This window comes from Cupriavidus plantarum (assembly GCF_905397285.1).
Taxonomy (GTDB): Bacteria; Pseudomonadota; Gammaproteobacteria; order Burkholderiales; family Burkholderiaceae; genus Cupriavidus; species Cupriavidus plantarum.
The window spans coordinates 101,821-120,552 of sequence record NZ_CAJPUX010000001.1 but is presented as its reverse complement, the minus strand read 5'-3'; the positions used below and the strand labels follow the sequence as shown (position 1 = coordinate 120,552).

The 18,732-nt window shown below is 67.6% G+C and carries 20 protein-coding genes and 1 riboswitch; of the genes, 5 read left to right on the top strand and 15 right to left on the bottom strand.

Annotated elements, in window-relative coordinates; translation table 11 throughout:
* Nucleotides 1-31: 31 nt before the first annotated feature.
* Together KHP16_RS00605 and KHP16_RS00600 are read right to left on the bottom strand one after the other, a co-directional pair.
* Complete coding sequence (locus tag KHP16_RS00605) at nt 32-433, bottom strand: dihydroneopterin aldolase (protein WP_109582296.1); 402 nt, start codon at nt 431-433, stop codon at nt 32-34.
* A gap of 4 nt (nt 434-437) precedes the next feature.
* Entirely contained in the window at nt 438-1,256 is an 819-nt protein-coding gene (locus tag KHP16_RS00600) for an SDR family oxidoreductase (RefSeq protein ID WP_109582297.1), read from the bottom strand.
* Between the two features lie 16 nt (nt 1,257-1,272).
* Here KHP16_RS00600 and KHP16_RS00595 point away from each other — a divergent pair, with 16 nt between their 5' ends.
* The gene (locus KHP16_RS00595; RefSeq protein ID WP_211959417.1) at nt 1,273-2,475 is read left to right on the top strand and encodes a class I SAM-dependent methyltransferase; all 1,203 of its coding nucleotides are present in this window, start codon (nt 1,273-1,275) and stop codon (nt 2,473-2,475) included.
* Nucleotides 2,476-2,478: 3 nt separating this feature from the next.
* Nucleotides 2,479-2,673, top strand: a complete 195-nt coding sequence (locus KHP16_RS00590; protein ID WP_109582299.1) for a DUF2905 domain-containing protein — start codon at nt 2,479-2,481, stop codon at nt 2,671-2,673.
* Between the two features lie 30 nt (nt 2,674-2,703).
* Here the strand turns inward: KHP16_RS00590 and KHP16_RS00585 are convergent, their stop codons facing one another.
* The 4 genes from KHP16_RS00585 to KHP16_RS00570 form a co-directional block, all read right to left on the bottom strand.
* Nucleotides 2,704-3,942 carry a multifunctional CCA addition/repair protein gene (locus KHP16_RS00585; RefSeq protein ID WP_109582300.1) on the bottom strand — a complete coding sequence of 413 codons (1,239 nt, stop codon included), beginning with the start codon at nt 3,940-3,942 and terminating at the stop codon, nt 2,704-2,706.
* Nucleotides 3,943-3,957: 15 nt separating this feature from the next.
* Nucleotides 3,958-4,641: a glutathione S-transferase family protein gene (locus tag KHP16_RS00580; protein ID WP_121492056.1), complete on the bottom strand. Its 684-nt coding sequence runs from the start codon at nt 4,639-4,641 to the stop codon at nt 3,958-3,960.
* 108 nt (nt 4,642-4,749) lie between these two features.
* A complete protein-coding gene (locus KHP16_RS00575; RefSeq protein WP_109582302.1) occupies nt 4,750-5,772 on the bottom strand; it encodes a complex I NDUFA9 subunit family protein in 1,023 nt (340 codons plus the stop codon).
* 92 nt (nt 5,773-5,864) lie between these two features.
* Nucleotides 5,865-7,829, bottom strand: coding sequence for a lytic transglycosylase domain-containing protein (locus tag KHP16_RS00570; protein WP_115953888.1), 1,965 nt, complete (start codon nt 7,827-7,829; stop codon nt 5,865-5,867).
* Nucleotides 7,830-7,952: 123 nt separating this feature from the next.
* Between KHP16_RS00570 and KHP16_RS00565 the strand changes: the two genes are divergently transcribed.
* Entirely contained in the window at nt 7,953-8,561 is a 609-nt protein-coding gene (locus KHP16_RS00565; protein ID WP_179592682.1) for a 5-formyltetrahydrofolate cyclo-ligase, read from the top strand.
* Between the two features lie 18 nt (nt 8,562-8,579).
* Here KHP16_RS00565 and metF read toward each other — a convergent pair whose 3' ends face one another.
* The 3 genes from metF to ahcY all read right to left on the bottom strand — a co-directional run bounded on the left by metF (nt 8,580) and on the right by ahcY (nt 11,292).
* A complete protein-coding gene (metF, locus tag KHP16_RS00560) occupies nt 8,580-9,410 on the bottom strand; it encodes a methylenetetrahydrofolate reductase [NAD(P)H] (RefSeq protein WP_109582305.1) in 831 nt (276 codons plus the stop codon).
* 18 nt (nt 9,411-9,428) lie between these two features.
* Entirely contained in the window at nt 9,429-9,776 is a 348-nt protein-coding gene (locus KHP16_RS00555) for a phage holin family protein (protein WP_109582306.1), read from the bottom strand.
* 97 nt (nt 9,777-9,873) lie between these two features.
* Entirely contained in the window at nt 9,874-11,292 is a 1,419-nt protein-coding gene (ahcY, locus tag KHP16_RS00550) for an adenosylhomocysteinase (RefSeq protein WP_109582307.1), read from the bottom strand.
* 125 nt (nt 11,293-11,417) lie between these two features.
* Nucleotides 11,418-11,494: riboswitch (S-adenosyl-L-homocysteine riboswitch) on the bottom strand.
* A 67-nt stretch (nt 11,495-11,561) separates the two neighbouring features.
* Between ahcY and thiD the strand changes: the two genes are divergently transcribed.
* Nucleotides 11,562-12,395, top strand: coding sequence for a bifunctional hydroxymethylpyrimidine kinase/phosphomethylpyrimidine kinase (thiD, locus tag KHP16_RS00545; RefSeq protein ID WP_211959416.1), 834 nt, complete (start codon nt 11,562-11,564; stop codon nt 12,393-12,395).
* A gap of 4 nt (nt 12,396-12,399) precedes the next feature.
* Complete coding sequence (locus KHP16_RS00540) at nt 12,400-12,813, top strand: PGDYG domain-containing protein (RefSeq protein WP_115953890.1); 414 nt, start codon at nt 12,400-12,402, stop codon at nt 12,811-12,813.
* An 8-nt stretch (nt 12,814-12,821) separates the two neighbouring features.
* On the opposite strand, the gene KHP16_RS00535 is transcribed toward KHP16_RS00540, so the two are convergent.
* The 6 genes from KHP16_RS00535 to thiC form a co-directional block, all read right to left on the bottom strand.
* Nucleotides 12,822-13,262 (bottom strand): PaaI family thioesterase, encoded by a 441-nt coding sequence (locus KHP16_RS00535; RefSeq protein ID WP_244835612.1) that lies wholly within the window; start codon nt 13,260-13,262, stop codon nt 12,822-12,824.
* 109 nt (nt 13,263-13,371) lie between these two features.
* A complete protein-coding gene (locus tag KHP16_RS00530; protein WP_115953892.1) occupies nt 13,372-14,538 on the bottom strand; it encodes a thiamine phosphate synthase in 1,167 nt (388 codons plus the stop codon).
* The gene (locus KHP16_RS00525; protein WP_109582312.1) at nt 14,535-15,395 is read right to left on the bottom strand and encodes a thiazole synthase; all 861 of its coding nucleotides are present in this window, start codon (nt 15,393-15,395) and stop codon (nt 14,535-14,537) included. The genes KHP16_RS00530 and KHP16_RS00525 overlap by 4 nt, the downstream gene beginning before the upstream one ends.
* Before the next feature lie 3 nt (nt 15,396-15,398).
* Complete coding sequence (gene thiS, locus KHP16_RS00520) at nt 15,399-15,596, bottom strand: sulfur carrier protein ThiS (RefSeq protein ID WP_109582800.1); 198 nt, start codon at nt 15,594-15,596, stop codon at nt 15,399-15,401.
* 10 nt (nt 15,597-15,606) lie between these two features.
* Nucleotides 15,607-16,836 (bottom strand): FAD-dependent oxidoreductase, encoded by a 1,230-nt coding sequence (locus KHP16_RS00515; protein WP_115953893.1) that lies wholly within the window; start codon nt 16,834-16,836, stop codon nt 15,607-15,609.
* A gap of 4 nt (nt 16,837-16,840) precedes the next feature.
* Nucleotides 16,841-18,721, bottom strand: a complete 1,881-nt coding sequence (gene thiC, locus KHP16_RS00510; protein ID WP_109582314.1) for a phosphomethylpyrimidine synthase ThiC — start codon at nt 18,719-18,721, stop codon at nt 16,841-16,843.
* Between the last annotated feature and the right edge of the window lie 11 nt (nt 18,722-18,732).

The window sequence follows — 18,732 nt, the reverse complement described above, 5'->3', positions numbered from 1 at the left end:
GCCAGTATTCTACTTGACCCCCTCGAAACGTTCAGACGGGCTTGATGTGGAAGACCTCGACGCCCACCGAGTCGCAATCGGGATAGACGTCCGGCTTCTCCGTGGACACGCGTACCGCCCGCACCTGCGGATGCTGCAGCATCGCGCGCGCGAGGTCGTCGCACAGCGTCTCCTGCAGATGGATATGGCCCTGCGCCATGCGCGCGGCCACGGTGCTGCGCATGAAGTCGTAATCCACGACCTCGTCGAGCTTGTCGGCGTGCGGCGTGCATTCGGCCAGCGGCACGAACAGGTCGATATTGACCAGCACACGCTGCTCGCCTTTCTTCTCGAACTCGTGCACGCCGATGTTGATCTGCACTTCATAGTTGCGCAGGAACATTCGGCGGCAGTCGGTCAGGCTGGGATGGGATAGTGCGGCGAGCATGGTCATGAGGTCATTCTGTAAGGAACATCACGTCGCGGTGCAGCGGCATCAGATGCTGCCCCCCGTCGACGTACAGCGTGGTGCCGGTCACCGCGCGCGCCGCGGCCAGATAGGCCACGGCCTGCGCGATATCCTCCGGCGTGGAAGACTTGCCGAGCGGCGTCATCTGATGCGCGCGGCTGAAGCCGGTGCCGGTCTGCTCGCCGGACACCATGGTGATGCCGGGCGCGACGCCCACCACGCGCAAGCGCGGCGCTAGGGCCTGCGCCAGCTGCATCGTGGCCGTTTGCAGCGCGGCCTTGGACAGCGTGTACGACAGGAAGTCCGGGTTCAGGTTGTCGAGTTTCTGATCGAGCAGGTTGATCACGACGCCCTTCGGACCTTCGTCGGCATCGGCGGCCAGCGCCTTGTGCATCTCGCGCGCGAGCAGCAGCGGCGCGGCCACATTGGTTCGCATGTGCGTGTCCAGCGATGCATAGGAAAAACTGGTTGCCACGTCGTACTGGAACAGCGACGCGTTGTTGACGAGGCACGTCGGCGTGCCGAGCGCCACGGCGCAGTCGGCGATCAGGCGGCCCGTTTCGGCCTCGTTAGCGAGGTCCGCGCGCAGCACCGCCGCGCGGCGGCCCAATGCGCGGATCTGCACGGCCAGCGCCTCGGCCTCCGCCACCGAGCGGTTGCAGTGCACGGCCACGTCCCAGCCATCGGCGGCCAGTTCGAGCGCGATAGCGCGGCCCAGCCGGCGCGCGCCACCAGTGACCAGCGCGACGCCGCGCGGCGTCGCGGTAGCGTTGGCGATGGAGGTGTCAGGGGTCTGGGAAGCGGGCATTGCTACAATTCGCGGTATGCAGAAAGTCGCTAGTCTACCCCTTCCCCCCCAGGACGCGCTCGAAGCGTCGAATGCCCTTGCCCTGTGTATTGGCGATGCCATCGACGCGGGCGGCGGATGGATCGGTTTCGATCGCTACATGTCGATGGCGCTCTACGCGCCGCGCCTCGGGTATTACAGCGGCGGCGCCGCCAAGTTCGGCCGCGACGCGCGCGATGGCAGCGACTTCATCACCGCGCCGGAGCTCACGCCGTTCTTCGCGCGCACGCTGGCGCGCCAGTTCGCGCCGCTGATCGCCGAACGCCTGCCCGCGGTCATGGAATTCGGCGCGGGCACGGGCCGTCTGGCCGCGGATCTGCTGCTGGCGCTGGAAACCGAAGGCGCGCTGCCGTCACGGTACGCGATCGTCGAGCTGTCGGGCGAGCTGCGCGAACGCCAGCGCCAGACGCTCACCGAGCGCGCGCCGCACCTCGCGGACCGCGTGGTCTGGCACGACACGCTGCCGGAACGCTTCGAAGGCGTGATCGTCGGCAACGAGGTGCTCGACGCCATGCCCGTGCGGCTGTTCGCGCGCGAAGGCGGGCGCTGGTATGAGCGCGGCGTCAGGCGGGAAGGCGCCGCGGGCTTCGCCTATCAGGACCGCGTGCTGGCCGATGCCGAAATCCCCGCCGCGATCGCCGCCATCCCGGGCGACCACGACATGGTCACGGAGACGCACGCGGAGGCCGAAGGCTTCATCCGCGCCGTGGGCGCGATGCTCGCGCGCGGGGTCGCATTCTTCATCGACTACGGGTTTCCGGCCAGCGAGTATTACCACCCGCAGCGTTCGGGCGGCACGCTGATGTGCCACTACCGCCATCACGCGCACCCCGATCCGTTCCTCTACCCAGGCCTGCAGGACATTACCGCGCACGTGAACTTCACGGGCGTGGCCGAGGCGGCGGTCGAGGCGGCCATGCAGGTCGCGGGCTTCTGCTCGCAGGCGCGGTTCCTGATGAATGCCGGCATCACTGAACTGCTGATGACGCTCGACCCCAACGACACGCGCGCCTTCCTGCCGGCCGCCAATGCGGTGCAGAAGCTGCTGTCGGAGGCGGAAATGGGCGAACTGTTCAAGGTCATCGCGCTGTCGCGCGGCATGCGCATGATAGACGGCGACGACCATGACGCCCCCGCCCTCGCCGGATTCCAGCGCGGCGACCGCACTCACTCCCTCTAAGCCATGCTGCGCTGGACGCTGACCATTTTCTTCTGCGTGATCGTACTGTCCGCCACGCTGCCATGGCTGCAGAAGATCGGGCTCGGCCGCCTGCCTGGCGACCTGCGCTTCCGCCTGTTCGGCCGCGAATACGTGCTGCCGTTCGCGTCGACCATCCTGCTGTCGCTGGCCGCGCTGGTGATCGGGCGGCTGCTGTAGCCACCCGTAGCGGCTCCGGGCCACCCGATTTCAGGCCACCCCGAGCCGTTCCGCCACCGCCGCCACGCGGGCCGCATGCACGCGGCTCTTGATCTGCGAGACATCGTCGGCGCATTCCCGCGCAATGGCGCCCGCATCGATCGACGCCGCCGCATCCAGTGCATCCAGTAGCCGCGCCGACTGCGGATAGTCGCGGTCCTCGAAGCCTAGCCGGCCGCGCGCATCGGCCTCGCACGCACGCAGCGCCTCGGCGAACCGCTCGGGCTTGCGCAGCGCATCGCAGCGCTCGAGCAGGCGCGTGACCGCCGCCGCGCCGAACTCCAGCGAACGATGGATATTGCCGTGCTCGCGCGCCACCACGAGCGCGAGCTCTCGGCATTCGTTGGGCACGCGCAGGCGCTTGCAGACCTGCTCGAGCAGCGTCACGCTACGCTCCTCGTGGCCGAGATGGCGGGGCAGGATGTCGGCGGGCGTGGTGCCCTTGCCAAGGTCGTGGACGAGCGCGGCGAATCGTACCGGCAGCGACGCGCCGATCGACGCGGCGTAGTCGAGCACCATCATCACGTGCACGCCGGTATCGACCTCCGGATGATAGTCCGCGCGTTGCGGCACGCCCCATAGCCGATCCAGCTCGGGCATCAGCCGCGCCAGCGCGCCGCATTCGCGCAGCACGTCGAACATGCGCGAGGGCCGTGCTTCCATCAGGCCACGCGCCAGCTCCTGCCACACGCGTTCGGGCACCAGCGCATCGACCTCCCCGGCCTCGACCATCGCGCGCATCAGCGCGACGGTTTCCGGAACGACCGTGAAGTCATGGAAGCGCGCCGCAAAGCGCGCCGCGCGCAGGATGCGGACAGGGTCCTCGGCAAACGCGTCGGACACATGGCGGAACTGCCGCGCGGCGAGGTCCCGCTGGCCGCCGTAAGGATCCACCACCGGACCGACGAGGTTGCCCTCCGCATCGACCGCGCGCGCCATCGCGTTGATCGTCAGGTCGCGCCGCACGAGGTCGTCCTCGAGCGTCACGTCGGCGCCGCAGTAGAACGCAAACCCCTTGTAGCCGACCGCGGTCTTGCGCTCGGTGCGCGCGAGGGCGTACTCGGCCCGGGTCTGCGGATGCAGAAAGACCGGAAAATCCTTGCCAACGGGCTTGTAGCCAAGGCGCTCCATCTCGTCGGGCGTGGCGCCCACCACCACGTAGTCGCGATCCTGGCTCGGCTTGCCGAGCAGTTCGTCGCGAATGGCGCCACCCACGGCGTAGACCTGCATGTCGCGCCGCTCCGTTCAGAGCACGATCGCGTCGTCGCGATCGGGCGTCGTGCGGTACGGTTCGTCGGCCAGCAGGAAGTCGCGCTCCTCGCGCGCGGCCGTCACCCACTCCTGCATCGATGGCAGCGAAAGGATGAAGTCCGCGTAGGCCTTGGCGTCATCGGGCAGATGAATGCCGTATGTCGCGAAACGCGAGACCACGGGCGCATAGAACGCATCGGCGACCGTGAACGTGCCGAACAGGAACGGACCCTTGTCACCATGCCGCGCGCGCAGTTCGCTCCAGATCGCGGCGATGCGATCGACGTCGCGCTGCACGGCGGTGTTCCACCCCATGCCCGGCAGGACCGCCGTCACGTTCATCGGCAGCTGGTTGCGCACCTGCTGGAAGCCGGCATGCATTTCCGCGCAGACCGAGCGCGCGTGCGCGCGCGCCGCGGCATCCGCGGGCCACAATTGCTTCTCGGGGAAACGCTCGGCCACGTACTCGCTGATGGCGAGCGAATCCCACACATGCAGGTCGCCATCGATCAGCACGGGCACCTTGCCGGAAGGCGAATGCTTGCGGATCTCGGTCGCGAATTCCGGCGTGGACAGGCGCACGTTGATTTCTTCGAACGCGATGCCGGCCTGACGCAGCAGCAGCCACGGGCGCAGCGACCAGGACGAATATTTCTTGTTGCCGATGACGAGCTTCATGACGCGGATCCTTGGGGGAGTGTTGTTGCCTGCAGCCGGCCATTGTAGCCAGCGTCACCGCCAGCTATCAAACGAATTGCTCTCGCAACGGTGTGAGTCCGGCTCACATCAGCGGTGGACGCTCCCGCGCATGCCCTGCAGTTGCTCCTCGCGATTGCGGCCGGCCAGCACGTCCGTCATGACCGATTCAAGCGTGGCCGGACGCAGGTTCAGCTCGCGTGCGAGCGGGGCATCCAGGACATTGTCGAGGCGCATGGAATCGAGGTTGTCGCGCGTCATCACCGGACCGCCCGGCATATGCTCCAGCACCGCGGCCTGCACGCGCGCGAGCGCGTCCGGCAGCGCGATGACGGGTCGCGGATGCCCGGATGCCCGGCCCGCGAACCGCACGAGTTCCTCGAGCGTATAGACCTGCGGACCGCCGAGATCGTACGCTCGCCCAATCGTCTGCGGCGTGACCATCGCGTTCAGGAAGGCCTGCACGACGTCCTGCACGAACACCGGCTGGAAACGCGCGTGCGCGCAGGCCAGCGGCACCACGGGCGCCAGCTGCTGCATCTGCGCGAACAGGTTGAGGAAATGGTCGTCGGGACCGAATACGACGGAGGGACGGAACACGGTCCAGTCGAGCCCCGACTCGCGCACAAGGCGCTCGCCATCGCCCTTGCTGCGCAGGTACATCGAGGGGCCGGAGGAATCCGCGCCAAGCGCGCTCATATGGATCAGGCGCCGGACGCCGGTGCGCTGGCAGGACTCGACAATCTGCCGCGGCAACTCCACGTGGGCCGTGGCGAACGCCTCGCCATACGGATCGCCCCGCTCCCCGTGCAGCACGCCGACGAGATTGACCACGATGCCATCGACGCCAAGCGAGCCGATCGCGTCGTCCAGCGCGGCGCCGTCGGCAAGCCCGAGTTCGACCACTTCCACGCGCGGCAGCAGCAACAGGTGCTGCGCGTGCTCGACGTTGCGCGACCCCGCGAGAATGCGCTCGGGGGCGAGAGGACTATCGGGGTTGGAAGCGGGATCGAGCGGCGCGCCCGATGCGGAAGCCGCGCCGGCCAGGCGCGAAATGAGGTGACTGCCGATGAAACCGGCGCCCCCGATGACGAGGACATTGCTGGTCTGCATGGTTGGCTCCGTGTCGCTGATCTACATCAATGCATTCACGCGATCACGGAACCGATATCGAACCGATATCATGCCGCCCGGCGGCGGTTGCCTCAGGGCAGGCTGGTCGTCGTGACCGAGGATGGTGCAACCGAACCCAGTCGATCCTTCAGCGACTGGGGACGGCCACTCATCAATGCAGCATAGTACGTCGCATTGGAGAGCACATTCTTCACATAGGTTCGCGTTTCCGTGAACGGAATCGTCTCTGCAAAGATTGCGCCTTCCACGGTCCTGTTCAGCGAACTGCGCCAGTTTTTCGGCCGGCCGGGGCCCGCGTTATAGGCGGCCGAGGCGAGCGTCCACGAACTGTCGAGGTCCGTCAGCACCATGCTCATGTAATTCGTACCGAGCAAAATGTTGATATTGGGATCCCCCATCATGGACGGCGAGAAGTCGTTCATGCCGATCTTGCGCGCCACATACTTCGCGGTAGCAGGCATGACCTGCATCAGGCCGTGCGCGCCCGCGGAGGATCGTGCATTCATGATGAAGCGCGACTCCTGACGGATGAGGCCATACGCCCATGCCATGTCGAGGCCGACGTCGTCGGTCGCGCGCTGCATGATGTCCCGATACGGCATCAGGAAGCGCAGCGAGAAGTCGTGCTCGGTCCGCGTGCGGTCGGCCGTGTTCACCGCGCGGTCCAGCAGCTCGATACGGCGGGCATAGTCGGCAGCGGCGATCAGCTCACGGTCGCTCATGCCGCGCAGCTCCCAGTTCCACTCCCGATTGCCTTCGAAGCGCAGGTTCAGGTCATAGAACTTCTGCGCGCGCACGAAACCGGGGCGCGTGCGCATGGCCATCGCCTCGGCGTCGCTGACCGTCGTGCGAACCGGCAGCGCGATGCGGTTGCCCAGCTCCTCGCTGGCGAGCTGGCCGTAGAAATTGAACTGGCCGGCAATCGATTCGTACTGGGCGCGCGCTTCGTCCGGACGCTTGTCGGCGGCCAGCGAACGGCCGTACCAATACGTCCAGGCCGGGTCCTTCGCGCGCAGCTCCGGACGCATGAGTTCGATCGACTGGCGCACCTGTCGCCAGTCGCCCTGGCGCAACGCCGCGCGCACGCGCCATTCCTGCGTTTCGTCGGAGAGCCACTGGTTGCCGCCGAGGTCGATCTGGCGGCGGTAATAGCCGGCGGCCTCGGGCGCGAGCTTCTTGGCCGCGTACTGTCCGACCACCCCCCACGCGGCGCCCTGCTCGTCGCGCGACAGGCTCGAGGCGCTGGCGTTCAGATACGCGGCCGCCTGCGACGGATCGTTACGCGCCATCTTCACGATGGTCGCGAGCGTATCGCTGTCGCCGCGCGCGTCCGGCACGGTCGCCGCGATACGCGCGGCCAGCGTCGTGTAGTTCTGCTCGAGTGCCTGGCGCGCCTGGAACGCGACGTCGCTGCGCTGGATCTGCTGGCTCTGCGCGAGGTATCCGATCAGGTCAACACAGCCTTCCCCGTAATAGCGCACGTCGGACAGGGCCGCGCGCGACTCGGCCGCGACGTTCTGCCCCTTGAGCGCGCGCGACAGCAGCGCGTAGCACTCCACCTGCGTGTCGTCCTTGAGCACGAACTTCGGATACTCGGCGTCGAAGTTGGCCCAGTCGCGTTTCTTGCCGAGCACGAGCAGCCAGTCGTTGCGCATGCGGTCGGCGATCGCCTCGCCCTGATACCGCTGGAGGAACGTGCGTACCTGCTCGTCGGGCGCGTCGATGCGCGCGAGGCCGCTGCTGTCGAACATCTGGGGCTTGATGCGGAAGTATTCGACGTACGACGGAATCGGGTAATCGACGAGCGCCGCCGACAGCGTGGCCGCGCGGTCCGCGTCGTTCTTGCGCGCAGCTTCGCGCAGCGCGACGAACGCGTCGTCGGGATTGCCTGGAATCGTGGGCGCCGGCGCCGGAGCGGCGGCCGCCGGGCGTTTCTGCGCATGGGCCGGTGCAGTCAGGAGCGTTGCCCCGATCGCCGCCGAAAATGCGATCCATGCGGCACGCCCGGCATGGCGCAGATATACTCCCTTGAACATGCTTCGTCTTCCTCGTCGATGGCGCGCGGCCGCAAGGTCGCTGGCCGCACCGCCTGATATTCAGTGTGGGTCCCGGGTCGGGACGAACCTGTCCAGACATTTGGCCGAACATTATTGCACGCCATGCCGCCCGCCAAAGCCGCAGACAACCCGCCCGACAGCCCTCAATTCCCATTCAGCGAAGATCGCCGCACGCTGCGCGCACGGCTGCTGGCGGCGAGGGCATCGCTGCCCGGCCGCGACGCCGCCGATGCAAGCATCGCCACGGCGCTCGCCGCGTTGCTCGAGCGCCTTGCCGTGCAGTGCGTGGGATTCTATTGGCCGATTCAGCAGGAATTCGACGCGCGGACGGTCGTGACGCGCTGGCTCGGCGGCATGCCCGGGCGGCGCGCGGCCCTCCCCGTGGTCAGCGCGCCGGCCACGCCGCTCGATTTCCATCTCTGGACGCCCGGCACGCCGATGCGCGAAGGGCGCTACGGCATCCCGGTGCCCGATGGCACCGAGGCGGCAACGCCCGACGCACTGATCATTCCCTGTGTCGGATTCAGCGCCGATAAGTTCCGTTTGGGCTATGGCGGCGGCTTCTACGACCGCACGCTGGCGGCCCTCGCGAAGCCGGGGCCGAGACCCGTAGCCATCGGCATCGGGTATGAAGCGTGCCGCGTGCCGCTGGAAGCCGCGGCACATGACCTGCCCATGGAGTGGATCGTCACCGAGGCGGGGACGATGTAAGACACTCCCGGCGGCGTCTTACAGCTTCAGCCGTTCCCAGATCGCCTTGGTGGCGCCCGCGGTGTTGAGCGTGTAGAAGTGCAGGCCGGGCACGCCGGCGGCCAGCAGACGCTCGCACAGCGCGGTCACCACGTCGAGGCCGAACGCGCGGATCGACTCGCGGTCGTCGCCAAAGCCTTCCAGCCGCTTCGCCACCCAGCGCGGCACTTCGGCGCCGCACATCTCGGAGAAGCGCATCAGCTGCGAGTAGTTCGTGATCGGCATGATGCCCGGCACGATCGGCACCTCGACCCCCTGCGCGCGCACGTCATCCACGAACCGGAAATACGCATCGGCGTTGAAGAAATACTGCGTGATGGCGGAATCGGCGCCGGCCTTGACCTTGCGCACGAAGTTCTCGAGGTCGTGACGCGGCGAGCGCGCCTGCGGGTGGTACTCGGGGTACGCCGCCACCTCGATATGGAACCAGTCGCCCGTTTCCTCGCGGATGAAGCCCACGAGTTCGTTGGCGTAGCGGAATTCGCCGATCTCGCCCATGCCCGACGGCAGGTCGCCGCGCAGCGCGACGATATGGCGGATGCCCGCGTCGCGATACGTCTTGAGGATCTGGCGGATGCTGTCGCGCGACGAGCCGACGCAGGACAGATGGGGCGCGGCATCGATGCCCTCGCGCTGGATCTCCAGCACGGCATCGAGCGTGCCCTGCTGCGTGGTACCGCCGGCGCCAAACGTCACCGAGATGTACTTCGGCTGCAGCGGCGCCAGCTGCGCGCGCGTATTGCGCAGTTTCTCCGCGCCCTCGGCCGTCTTGGGCGGGAAGAATTCGAAGCTGTAGTAACGGTCAGTCATGGAATGTCACGACATAAGTCAGTCGCGGTCCCGCAGCAGGAGGCTGGACAGGATCCACGAGATCACGCTGTACAGGATGGACCCGAGCAGCGCGGCACCAAAGCCCTGCACGACAAAGCCTTGCAGCAGGTTGCCGACGAACAGGAACAACAGCGCGTTGATGATGAAAATGAACAAGCCCAGCGTCAGCAGCGTGACCGGGAGCGTGAGGAGCACGAGGATCGGCCGGATCAGCGTGTTGACGAGACCCAGCACCAGCGCGGCGATCATCGCCGAGCCGAAACCACCGAGTTCGATCCCATTGATGACGTTGCCCACGAGAAACAGCGACGCGGCATTGATGATCCAGACGGCCAGCAATCTCATATCGACTCCATGCTGAAGGGAAAGGCGAATACGGGGCACAAACGAGACGTCGCGCCGTCCGGACCGCCGCGAAGCGGTCCGGACGATGCAGGGCCGATCAGTAGCGGTAGTGGTCGGCCTTGTACGGGCCTTCCTTCTTCACGCCAATGTACGCGGCCTGCTGCTCCGTCAGTTCGGTCAGCTGCGCGTTGAGCTTCTTCAGCTGCAGGCGCGCGACCTTTTCGTCGAGGTGCTTCGGCAGCGTGTAGACGCCCACCGGGTACTTGCCGCTGTCACGCTCCTGCCAGAGTTCGATCTGGGCGATCGTCTGGTTGGCGAACGAGCTGCTCATCACGTACGACGGATGGCCCGTGGCGCAACCGAGGTTCACGAGGCGGCCCTTGGCCAGGATGATGATCTTCTTGCCATCCGGGAAGATCACGTGATCGACCTGCGGCTTGATCTCGTCCCACTGGTACTTCTCGATCGAGGCGATATCGATCTCGTTGTCGAAGTGGCCGATATTGCAGACGATGGCCTGGTCCTTCATCTTGGCCATATGGTCGTGCGTGATCACGTGGTAGTTACCCGTGCAGGTCACGAAGATGTCGCCGTGTTCGGCGGCATAGTCCATCGTCACCACGCGGTAGCCTTCCATCGCCGCCTGCAGCGCGCAGATCGGGTCGATTTCCGTGACCCACACCTGTGCCGACAGCGCGCGCAGCGCCTGTGCGCTGCCCTTGCCCACGTCGCCGTAGCCCGCGACGATCGCGACCTTGCCGGCGATCATCACGTCGGTGGCGCGCTTGATGCCGTCCACGAGCGACTCGCGGCAGCCATACAGGTTGTCGAACTTGCTCTTGGTCACCGAGTCGTTGACGTTGATGGCCGGGAACTTGAGCTCGCCGCGTTGCGCCATCTGGTACAGGCGGTGCACGCCCGTCGTCGTTTCTTCGGTCACGCCGCGGATGGCTTCCAGGTTACGGCTGTACCAGCTCGGATCCGTGGCGAGCTTTTCCTTGATCGCGGCGAACAGGAACGTTTCTTCTTCGCTGGTCGGCTTGGCGATCAGCGAGGCATCCTTCTCGGCACGCGCGCCGAGGTGCAGCAGCAGCGTGGCGTCGCCGCCGTCATCGAGGATCATGTTCGGCGTGCCGCCATCGGCCCAGTCGAAGATGCGGTGCGTGAAGTCCCAGTATTCCTTGAGCGACTCGCCCTTGAACGCGAACACCGGCGTGCCCGACGCGGCGATCGCGGCGGCGGCGTGGTCCTGCGTCGAGAAGATGTTGCACGAAGCCCAGCGCACGTCGGCGCCGAGCGCGCGCAGCGTCTCGATCAGCACGGCGGTCTGGATGGTCATGTGCAGCGAGCCGGCGATACGCGCGCCCTTCAGCGGCTGCGCGGCGGCGAATTCGTCGCGAATGGCCATCAGGCCCGGCATTTCGGTTTCTGCAATCGCGATTTCCTTGCGGCCCCAGCCTGCGAGGTTGATATCGGCGACGATGTAATCCTGCTTGAGGTCGGTCACGGCGTTCATGTTCACTCCGGGTGAAGAGTGGCAACGGTGACGAGTGGAAATGCGCCCCGGGCAGCCATGGACACGAGGGGTGACATCCTCGATGCTGCGGGCGGAAAGGTCGACTCGCCTCCGTGTGTGCCACGGATCAGCGAGCGCCGTTGAAGACATCCGAGCCTGGCGAATGACGCGGGGGTCATCCGTTGCAACGCTCCTCGGAGTGGCGGTATTGTAGCGTGCCCGGCGGCGCCGTGTCGCCAATCCCAGATTTTATTTTGTCGCGCAACCCTATGTCCTCCACGCCACCCCGGCCCCCTCGTCTGCTCACCATCGCCGGCTCCGACTCGGGCGGGGGCGCCGGCATCCAGGCGGACCTCAAGACCTTCGCCGCGCTCGGCGGGTTCGGCATGAGCGCGATCACGGCGATCACCGCGCAGAACACGCTCGGCGTCACTGGCGTGCACGCGATTCCCGCCGACATGGTTGCCGCGCAGATCGATGCCGTGGCGGGCGACATCGGCGTGGATGCGGCCAAGACCGGCATGCTCGGCACCGCGGCGATCGTGGAGGCCGTGGCCGGCGCGGTGGATCGTCACGGGATCCGCAGGCTCGTGGTCGATCCGGTGATGATCTCGACGTCGGGCGCGACGCTCTCCGATGACGCGACGAGCCAGGCCATGGTCCAGCGGCTGTTTCCGCGCGCGATGCTCGTCACGCCGAACCTGCCCGAGGCGTCCTATCTGCTCGGCCGCCGCATCGCGCGGCGCGCGGACATGGAAGATGCCGCGGCGGAACTGCTGGCACTTGGCTGCCGCGCGGTGCTGCTCAAGGGGGGCCATCTGGAAGATGGGGAGGATGGTCGGCTCGACGATCTGCTGATGACGGCGGACGGTATCGTGCGTGTCTTCACCCATCCGCGCATCGACACCCCGAACCTGCACGGCACGGGCTGCACGCTCGCCGCGGCCACCGCGGCGCAACTGGCACGCGGCGATGGTCTCGAAGACGCGGTCGGGGTCGCGCTCGACTACGTGGCCCATGCCATCGCGGCCGGCGCGTCCCTGCGCCTCGGCGCCGGCAACGGCCCGCTCAACCATTCGTTCGCGCCGCGCGCGCTGGGCTGAACTCATGACCCTGCTGGACAACATCGACCTGCGGCACGACGCTGCCGCCGCGCTGTACGTGAAGGAAGAAACGGTGCAGGTTGAATTTGCCGCCGAGCCCGGCGAGCTCGTCAGCCGCGAGGGACCGAACCGCTATCGCGTCGGCGATGCCATCGTCACGGGCAGCACGGGCGACCGCTGGTGCGTGTCGCGCGATCGCTTCGATGCGCGCTATGACGCGTTGGCCGAGCCCGGTGCGTACCGCAACAAGCCCGTACCGGTCCTCGCGAAGGAAATGACCACGCCGTTTTCGATCGCGCGCTCGGCCGGCGGCGACGTGCTGCATGGCAAGGCCGGCGACTGGCTGATGCAGTACGCGCCCGGCGACTACGGCATTACCGAACGCGCGCGCTTTCTTGCGGTGTATCGCCTGGCCTGAAAGCGGGCTTAGTTGCCGCCCGCCGACATCGGCACGAGCTTGAACGCGGCACGGGCCACGCACACGACGTTGCCGCTCGCATCCTTCGCCTCGCCATCGCAGAACGCGATCTTGGCGCCGCGGCGGATCAGCCGCGCTTCGAACGTCAGCTCGCCGCGCGCACCCGCCAGGAAGTGCGTCGACATGTCGATGGTGATGACGCCGACGTCGAGCGGCGCGTGCGAGCGCGCGGCACCGCTCAGCGTGAAGTCGAGCACGGCCATCAACGTGCCGCCATGGACGTCCCCGCGGCTGTTCACGATCTTGTCGCTGGCCGGCAGCCGCGTGCGGCACAGGCCCTCTTCCATATGCATCGGCTGCAGGCCGAGCAGCCGCATCAGCGGCACATCGATACCGAAATAGGGGCGGTCGGGCGTGCCGGGGGCGGCCGGGATGATCTGCGTGTCCAAAGCGAGTCCTCTGTAGTTCCGCACACCGGAACCATGGTCCGCTGCGCGCGACTCAGAGGATATGCGCAATCGGCGCCGCGCTCCAGTACCGGGCACGGCGCCGGCGCAATCAGCGTTCGAACATCGCCTTGAGGCGCGCCACGGCGGCCGGCACATCCGACGCCTCCGTGATCGCGCGCACCACGGCCGCGCTACGCACGCCGACGTCGAGCACTTCGGGCAGGTTGCCTTCGTTGACGCCGCCGATGCCCACGAGCGCGGGCATGACGGGCTGCATCAGTTTCACGTACGCCTGGAAGCGTCCCATGCCTTGCGGCGCGGTCGGCATGACCTTGGTCGTCGTCGGGAAGATCGCGCCGAGCGCGAGGTAGCTCGGGGAGATCGCGGCCACGCGCAGCATCTCCGCATACCCGTGCGTGGACACGCCGAGGCGTAGGCCGGACGCGCGAATCGCGTCGAGGTCCGCGTCGTCGAGGTCTTCCTGTCCGAGGTGGATGCCATAGATGCCGCTGTCGCCGCCGAGCCGCCGATGCAGCTCGATGGCCACGCGCCAGTGGTCGTTGATGAACAACCGTGACGACGCGCCCGCGGACGCACGAGCGGCACGGGCGGCACGTTCCACCTCCGCCCGCACCGCCTCGCCGTCGGGCGACTTGAAGCGCAGCTGCACGGTTGGCACGCCGAGCGGCACCAGGCGTTCGATCCATTCGGCGGTCGGCACCACGGCGTAGAGGCCGAGGTCGGCCGGGCACGGCGCGAACGGCGGCGGCAGTTGCTCCGGCGCAGCCAGCGCGGCGTGGCGCACGCGCGGAAAGCGTTGAAACGCGCTCGGCCATTCGGGCTCGCCCGCCCGCCATGCGCGCGCGAGGCACAGCGCATCGTGCGCGGGGAAGTGCAGCGCGCGCGCCGCGAGCAGCACGGCGACGAACGCGGGCGAGTGGGGCGCATCGCTATCGGCCTGCGATTCGAAGACCCACGTGCCCATCGGCGAGCGCACGGTATCGATCCAGCGGCCGCCCTCGCGTTCGGTGGCGATCAGCGTCGCCCCGGCGAGCGCCACGCGGGCGATCGCCTCTTCCGCCGGTCCATCCTCCGACGGTTCATCCTCCGCCAGCAAGATGTCGTGCGTGCCCAGGGCGGCGGGCGCATCGGCCGCCGGCCATACGCGCCACGGCGTGTCGTCACGGCCGAATGTCGCGCCGAAGCGAGCCAGCAAGGCCTCGTGCAGCGTCGCGTCGAAGATGGCGGCCACGCCAGTCGAATCCTGTTGGGTCATGCGCGATCCTCCGCGCCGGCCGCATGCCAGAACGGCATGCCGACCACGGGTGTGCTCGCCTGCGCGACGTCGCGCTCGGGAATCGGCCCCGCAAGATACGCGGTGCGGCCCGCCTCCACGGCCTGCGCGAACGCGCGGGCCATGTTGACGGGATAAGCGGCCTGCGCGACCGCCGTGTTCAGCAGCACGCCGTCATAGCCCCACTCGAGCACCTGCGCGGCATGCGACGGCAGGCCGAGGCCCGCGTCGACGATCAGCGGCGTGTCGGGCAGCCGCTCGCGCAGCGTGCGCATCGCGAGCGGATTGATCGCGCCACGGCCCGTGCCGATCGGCGCGCCCCACGGCATCAGCGCCTGACAGCCCACGTCGACAAGGCGCCGGCACAGCACGAGGTCTTCGGTGCAGTACGGCAGCACCTTGAAGCCTTCGCGAATCAGCGTCTCGGCCACCGACGGCAGGTTCAGCGTGTCGGGCTGGAGCGTGTAGTCGTCGCCGATCAGCTCGAGCTTGATCCAGTCGGTCTCGAAGACCTCGCGCGCCATCATCGCGGTGGTGATGACTTCCTGCGCGGTAAAGCAGCCGGCGGTGTTGGGCAGCACGGGCACGCCGAGCGTGCGCAGCATTTGCCAGAACGCCTGACCACCGAGGGTCTGGCCCTCGCCGCTGCCGACCGCGCTCTGGCGGCGCAGTGCCACGGTGATCATCGCGGGACGCGAGGCCTCGATCGCGGCCTCCAGGGTTGCCGGCGACGGATAGCGCGCGGTGCCGAGCAGCAGCCGCGACGCGAACGACTCCCCATAGAGCACGAACGGATCGCGCAGGCTATCGGAAGAATATTGGGCGGGTTCGAACGCCATGGTTCAGCCTCCGGTCACGGGTTGCACGAGGTCGATCTTGTCGCCCGCGGTGAGCGGCGTCGCCGCATGCGCGGCGCGCGGCACGAACTGGCCGTTGACGGCCGCCGCGAATGGCGGCGCAATCGCAGCCGCCGCCACCGCGTCCGCGAGGGTCGCGGCATCGGCGAGTTCGAGCGAGCGACCGTTGAGCAAAATTTCCATCATGCGTGTGTCAGTGAATCGTGTCGCCGCCGTCGATGACCGATGCCGCCGGCGTGACGGCCGCGATGGCCGCCTCGTCCACGGCTTCGATCATGCCGGGCCAGCGCAAGGCAGCGGGCACCGCGTGCGCGGCCAGGTCGCCGTTGAGCATCGCGCGCACGACCTCGCACGCGGCTTCGGTCACCGCTGGCGAGATCATCCAGCCATGCCGGTACAGCCCGTTGACGCGCACCACGCGCGCCTGCTGCTCGACGCGGATCGACGGCAGATGATCGGGGCGCGTGGGCCGGCGCTGCACGTTCATCTCGAGCACGCGCGCCTCCCCGAATGCGGGATGGAGCGAATGCGCGGCCGACAACAGCTCCAGCGCGGAACGTACGCTCATCGGCGACTCGTCCTCGCTCTCGATCTCCGTCGCGCCAATGACGTACAGGTCGTTCGGCTTCGGCGCGATGTAGATCGGATAGCGCGGATGCAGCAGCCGAACCGGCCGGCGCAGCGAGACGTCCGGCGCATGCACGCGCACGACTTCGCCGCGCAACCCGCGCAGGCCCGGCATGGTCCCGCCCGACGCGCGCTTGCCCTGCGCCGGGACGTCCGGCCACGCGGCCCGCGCACCGAGTCCGCGGCAATCGAGCACCACATTCGCATGGATGCCGAACGACGTCAGCATGTGCTCGTCGATCTCGCCCGCTTCCCAGACGCACTGCAGCCCTTCGCTCACGGCACAGGCCAGCAACGCCCGCATCGCGCCGCGATTGTCGATCTGCCCTTCGCCCTGCAGCAGCAGGCCCTGCGTGAAGCGGCCCGCGAGATCGGGCTCCACTTCGGCCACGCCACGGCCGTCGAGCGTGCGCATCTGCCCGGCCACCATCTCGGGCGGCGCCACCGCGCGCATGCGGCTCGTGAACATCGCCAGCTCGCCGCGATCGCGCGCGTGCCAGACGACGAGCGTGCCGTTCTGCTGGAAGAACACGGGTTCGGGCAGCTCTTCGATCCAGCGCCGCCACAACGTCAGGCTGGCCACGCCGAGATCGACGATGCGGCGCTCCGCGATGGCCGACTCGGCCAGCGGCGCGAGCATCGCGGCCGAGACGTGCGCGGCGGAGCCGGTGCCGTCGGGCCCGCCACGCTCGACGAGGGCCACGCGCGCGCCGGCGCGCACGAGCAGCCAGGCGGAAAGCCGCCCGGCCAGGCCACCGCCGAGAATGGCGACGTCAAAGTACTGCGGTGCGCTCATTGCGTTACGAGTAGATCTTTCCGCCCTGACGGACGAATTCGATCGACTTCTCCTCCATGCCCTTTTGCGCTTCCGGCAGCGATGCCGCGTAGTCGCGCACTTCCTGCGTGATCTTCATCGAGCAGAACTTCGGACCGCACATCGAACAGAAGTGCGCGATCTTCGCGCCTTCGGCCGGCAGCGTCGCGTCGTGGAACGAGCGTGCGCGCTCGGGATCGAGGCCCAGGTTGAACTGATCCTCCCAGCGGAATTCGAAGCGCGCCTTCGACAGCGCGTTGTCGCGCAGCTGCGCGCCGGGCCAGCCCTTTGCGAGGTCGGCCGCGTGCGCCGCGATCTTGTACGTGATGATGCCTTCGCGCACGTCTTCCTTGTCCGGCAGGCCCAGGTGCTCCTTCGGCGTGACGTAGCACAGCATCGCGGTGCCCATCCAGCCGATGTTCGCGGCGCCGATACCGCTCGTGATGTGGTCGTAGCCCGGCGCGATGTCCGTGACCAGCGGTCCCAGCGTGTAGAACGGGGCCTCGTAGCAGTGCTTGAGTTCCTCGTCCATGTTCGCCTGGATGCGCTGCAGCGGCACGTGACCCGGACCTTCGATCATCACCTGCACGTCGTGCTCCCACGCCTTCGCGGTCAGCTCGCCGAGCGTGCGCAGTTCGCCGAACTGGGCGTCGTCGTTCGAGTCCGCGATGCAACCCGGACGCAGGCCGTCGCCGAGGCTGAACGACACGTCGTACGCCTTCATGATTTCGCAGATCTCGTCGAAGTGCGTGTACAGGAAGTTTTCCTTGTGGTGGGCGAGGCACCACTTGGCCATGATCGAACCGCCGCGCGACACGATGCCCGTCACGCGGTCGGCGGTCAGCGGCACGTAGCGCAGCAGCACGCCCGCGTGGATGGTGAAGTAGTCCACGCCCTGCTCGGCCTGCTCGATGAGCGTGTCGCGGAACATTTCCCACGTCAGGTCTTCGGCGATGCCGCCGGTCTTGTCCAGCGCCTGGTAGATCGGCACCGTGCCGATGGGCACGGGCGAATTCCGCAGGATCCATTCACGCGTTTCGTGAATGTGCTTGCCGGTGGACAGATCCATGATGGTGTCGGCGCCCCAGCGGATCGACCACACCATCTTCTCGACTTCCTCCGCCAGCGACGACGTCACCGCCGAGTTGCCAAGGTTGCCGTTGATCTTCACGCGGAAGTTGCGGCCGATGGCCATCGGCTCCAGTTCCGTGTGGTTGATGTTCGCGGGGATGATCGCGCGGCCCGCGGCGATTTCCTTGCGCACGAACTCCGGCGTGATGTCTTCCGGACGCAGCGGCAGCGCGGCGCCGAGCGCGTTACCCGGATGCTGGCGCAGCAGCGCGCGGTATTCCGCCTTGTCGTACAGCGCCTGCAGGTTCAGCGATTCGCGCAGCGCGACGTATTCCATTTCCGGCGTGACGATGCCGCGGCGCGCGTAGTGCATCTGCGTCACGTTGGCGCCGGCCTTCGCGCGGCGCGGGTTCGTCAGCTGCGCAAAGCGCAGGTGCGCCGTGGCGGGATCGTGCGCGCGCGCCTGGCCATATTCGGACGACAGGCCCGGCAGCACGATCGTGTCGTTGCGCTCTTCGATCCACTTGGCGCGGACGGGCGGCAGGCCCGCCTTCAGGTTGATGTGCACATCCGGATCGCTGTACGGACCCGAGGTGTCGTACACGGGAATCGGCGGATTGGGCATGTCGCCCTTCTCGGTCTTCGTCGACGTCTGCAGGATCGTGCGCATCGGCACGCGCAGGTCCGGACGGCTGCCGGGAATGTAGGTCTTGCTGGAAGCGGGATAAGCGAATTTCTGGTCCAGATCGCTCTCGAGCGATTCGAACGATGCGGCGGGGGCAGTATTTCGGGCCATGAGTGTCGTCC

Excerpts from the sequence above, each read along its gene's own strand:
- KHP16_RS00605 (WP_109582296.1), bottom strand. The coding sequence starts at position 433 with ATGACCATGCTCGCCGCACTATCCCATCCCAGCCTGACCGACTGCCGC.
- KHP16_RS00600 (WP_109582297.1), bottom strand. The coding sequence starts at position 1,256 with ATGCCCGCTTCCCAGACCCCTGACACCTCCATCGCCAACGCTACCGCG.
- KHP16_RS00595 (WP_211959417.1), top strand. The coding sequence starts at position 1,273 with ATGCAGAAAGTCGCTAGTCTACCCCTTCCCCCCCAGGACGCGCTCGAA.
- KHP16_RS00590 (WP_109582299.1), top strand. The coding sequence starts at position 2,479 with ATGCTGCGCTGGACGCTGACCATTTTCTTCTGCGTGATCGTACTGTCC.
- KHP16_RS00585 (WP_109582300.1), bottom strand. The coding sequence starts at position 3,942 with ATGCAGGTCTACGCCGTGGGTGGCGCCATTCGCGACGAACTGCTCGGC.
- KHP16_RS00580 (WP_121492056.1), bottom strand. The coding sequence starts at position 4,641 with ATGAAGCTCGTCATCGGCAACAAGAAATATTCGTCCTGGTCGCTGCGC.
- KHP16_RS00575 (WP_109582302.1), bottom strand. The coding sequence starts at position 5,772 with ATGCAGACCAGCAATGTCCTCGTCATCGGGGGCGCCGGTTTCATCGGC.
- KHP16_RS00570 (WP_115953888.1), bottom strand. The coding sequence starts at position 7,829 with ATGTTCAAGGGAGTATATCTGCGCCATGCCGGGCGTGCCGCATGGATC.
- KHP16_RS00565 (WP_179592682.1), top strand. The coding sequence starts at position 7,953 with ATGCCGCCCGCCAAAGCCGCAGACAACCCGCCCGACAGCCCTCAATTC.
- metF (WP_109582305.1), bottom strand. The coding sequence starts at position 9,410 with ATGACTGACCGTTACTACAGCTTCGAATTCTTCCCGCCCAAGACGGCC.
- KHP16_RS00555 (WP_109582306.1), bottom strand. The coding sequence starts at position 9,776 with ATGAGATTGCTGGCCGTCTGGATCATCAATGCCGCGTCGCTGTTTCTC.
- ahcY (WP_109582307.1), bottom strand. The coding sequence starts at position 11,292 with ATGAACGCCGTGACCGACCTCAAGCAGGATTACATCGTCGCCGATATC.
- thiD (WP_211959416.1), top strand. The coding sequence starts at position 11,562 with ATGTCCTCCACGCCACCCCGGCCCCCTCGTCTGCTCACCATCGCCGGC.
- KHP16_RS00540 (WP_115953890.1), top strand. The coding sequence starts at position 12,400 with ATGACCCTGCTGGACAACATCGACCTGCGGCACGACGCTGCCGCCGCG.
- KHP16_RS00530 (WP_115953892.1), bottom strand. The coding sequence starts at position 14,538 with ATGACCCAACAGGATTCGACTGGCGTGGCCGCCATCTTCGACGCGACG.
- KHP16_RS00525 (WP_109582312.1), bottom strand. The coding sequence starts at position 15,395 with ATGGCGTTCGAACCCGCCCAATATTCTTCCGATAGCCTGCGCGATCCG.
- thiS (WP_109582800.1), bottom strand. The coding sequence starts at position 15,596 with ATGGAAATTTTGCTCAACGGTCGCTCGCTCGAACTCGCCGATGCCGCG.
- KHP16_RS00515 (WP_115953893.1), bottom strand. The coding sequence starts at position 16,836 with ATGAGCGCACCGCAGTACTTTGACGTCGCCATTCTCGGCGGTGGCCTG.
- thiC (WP_109582314.1), bottom strand. The coding sequence starts at position 18,721 with ATGGCCCGAAATACTGCCCCCGCCGCATCGTTCGAATCGCTCGAGAGC.